Raw genomic sequence first — 1602 nt, 5'->3', positions numbered from 1 at the left:
ACTCAGGCCAAGAAACCGGCAGAAAGAGTAGCGATCTCGGATTTGGTATTCCGTCTGATCATCACCAAGACCATAGAAGCTTTGCAAAAAAAGGATTTTTAACATCAGTACAAGATCATAAGGTTTATGTCCTGCAGCGCTTTTGCGCTCTTTCTCTCGCATCCGTTTAAGCAGGGGACGAAAGCCTTCCCAGTCAACGAGTTCTGCTAGCTTCGGAAGTGGATCCCCGAGCTTTTCCAATCGTTGTTGGGAGCTATTTTTAGAAGTCCCCTAATGCCCGCTTCTGGCCGGAAGCAGTCATTCAGGACAATCCATCAATATCTACCAGTAACTCGGCACTATCTCCCACTATTTGGGCAACCAGCCTGCGGAAAGCAATCGTTTCCTTGGTGTAATTACCATGCTTCACCCTCGGATTCTTCGCCCCAGTGCTCTTTCCGCCATGATATCGACATCGCCCGTTAGGCATCGAGAAATGACCACAAACCCCTCCTGAGCGAGTTTTAGCGCCGCATCTAGGCATTTCATCATGGGGTATTCCTCTCCATTTACCCATTACCCTCTCCCCTTATGGACATCACCGACAATCGCTTGACTACCGCCTTCTACATTGACGTGTTGAACCGTGATCTTTTGCTTTCCACCGTTACGATAGCGTTGAAGCGCTTCCATCTGGGCGGTAAACGTCCGCATCAGTTTGACTGACCTGTTAACCCCATCATTGACACCGACGAGAGTCTGATCAGGCAGTATTGCCCGTCTCATGCACTCCATACTCATGTTGTGTATGGCAACCATTTGGCTTGCGAGCATACACTCAAGACCATCTCTTGGTGCAATTTCAGTAACCATTGCAACTGCTGCATTTGCCTTGTCTTCACCAGCTGCGTCCTATTCAAAATACGGAATTGTGGCGAACATCTGTTCAACGAGCAGCTTCGCCATGTCCTTGTCATTCACACTAGGAAAATGTGTTTCAGTCCCATGTGGCATATGCACATCAACCTTTTTGTTTCCTTGGAACTTAAACTTGTGATATTCACGCTTGGAAGCACTAATGTCTTTATCTAGCACACTGGCTTTCTCTACACTTGAATGTGTCATGATGTTTCTCCAATGTTTGTGTTAATCAATGCCTACCGCCTTGGTAAATTAAAAAGGTGTTCAGAAATTAAACTAGGGAGCACACGAAAACCCTCCTTCACCGATACAGTTATTGAATCGGCCTAGTACAGAAAGTGAACCGTTGGTGTTTCGTCGATACAGAAATTGAACCGGTGCTAGTTCATTTTTTAAAGTGGGCTTCTTTCGGTTACTTGGTTTCACAAATTTTGGTTTTGGCTCCCTGTACGTTCCTGCTGGTCTGGTTGTAGCAGCCACGTCTAGCTTACCGTCGCAATAATCAATGTTGCGCCATGTCAAAGCGTAAAGAGCACAGCGCCCAAGGCAACCACTGCGAGTCTCCTTGATAAACCCATAGTGCAGTAGTTCCTGTTTTGCGTCATACAAGCGTGTCTTTGATCTCGTGATGTAAAACGGGACATCCAAGTCGCCCTTTTACACTCGATCTTCGACAGCCTTTATTGCCCCGGACGCCCTGCG

At 46.9% G+C, this 1602-nt stretch carries 4 protein-coding genes; all 4 read right to left on the bottom strand.

Translation table 11 applies throughout. The annotated features are described in order from the left end of the window. Positions 1 to 240, bottom strand: a 240-nt coding sequence (locus BOW51_RS10630) for a transposase (protein ID WP_135568274.1), incomplete at its 3' end; no start/stop codon positions are given. Positions 241 to 301: 61 nt separating this feature from the next. Then, entirely contained in the window at positions 302 to 523 is a 222-nt protein-coding gene (locus BOW51_RS11830) for an HGGxSTG domain-containing protein (RefSeq protein WP_281252891.1), read from the bottom strand. 32 nt (positions 524 to 555) lie between these two features. After that, positions 556 to 852, bottom strand: coding sequence for a hypothetical protein (locus BOW51_RS10620; protein WP_078477682.1), 297 nt, complete (start codon positions 850 to 852; stop codon positions 556 to 558). A 39-nt stretch (positions 853 to 891) separates the two neighbouring features. Next, positions 892 to 1104 carry a hypothetical protein gene (locus BOW51_RS10615; protein WP_078477681.1) on the bottom strand — a complete coding sequence of 71 codons (213 nt, stop codon included), beginning with the start codon at positions 1102 to 1104 and terminating at the stop codon, positions 892 to 894. Positions 1105 to 1602: the final 498 nt, after the last annotated feature.

It is taken from the genome of Solemya elarraichensis gill symbiont, assembly GCF_002021095.1.
GTDB lineage: Bacteria > Pseudomonadota > Gammaproteobacteria > Chromatiales > Chromatiaceae.
The sequence above is the reverse complement of the archived record's forward strand: the minus strand, read 5'-3'. Positions and strand labels throughout refer to the sequence as shown.

Bases quoted from the DNA above. Each gene is read 5' to 3' on its own strand.
- BOW51_RS10620 (WP_078477682.1), bottom strand. From the start codon at position 852: ATGGTTACTGAAATTGCACCAAGAGATGGTCTTGAGTGTATGCTCGCA.
- BOW51_RS11830 (WP_281252891.1), bottom strand. From the start codon at position 523: ATGCCTAGATGCGGCGCTAAAACTCGCTCAGGAGGGGTTTGTGGTCAT.
- BOW51_RS10615 (WP_078477681.1), bottom strand. From the start codon at position 1,104: ATGACACATTCAAGTGTAGAGAAAGCCAGTGTGCTAGATAAAGACATT.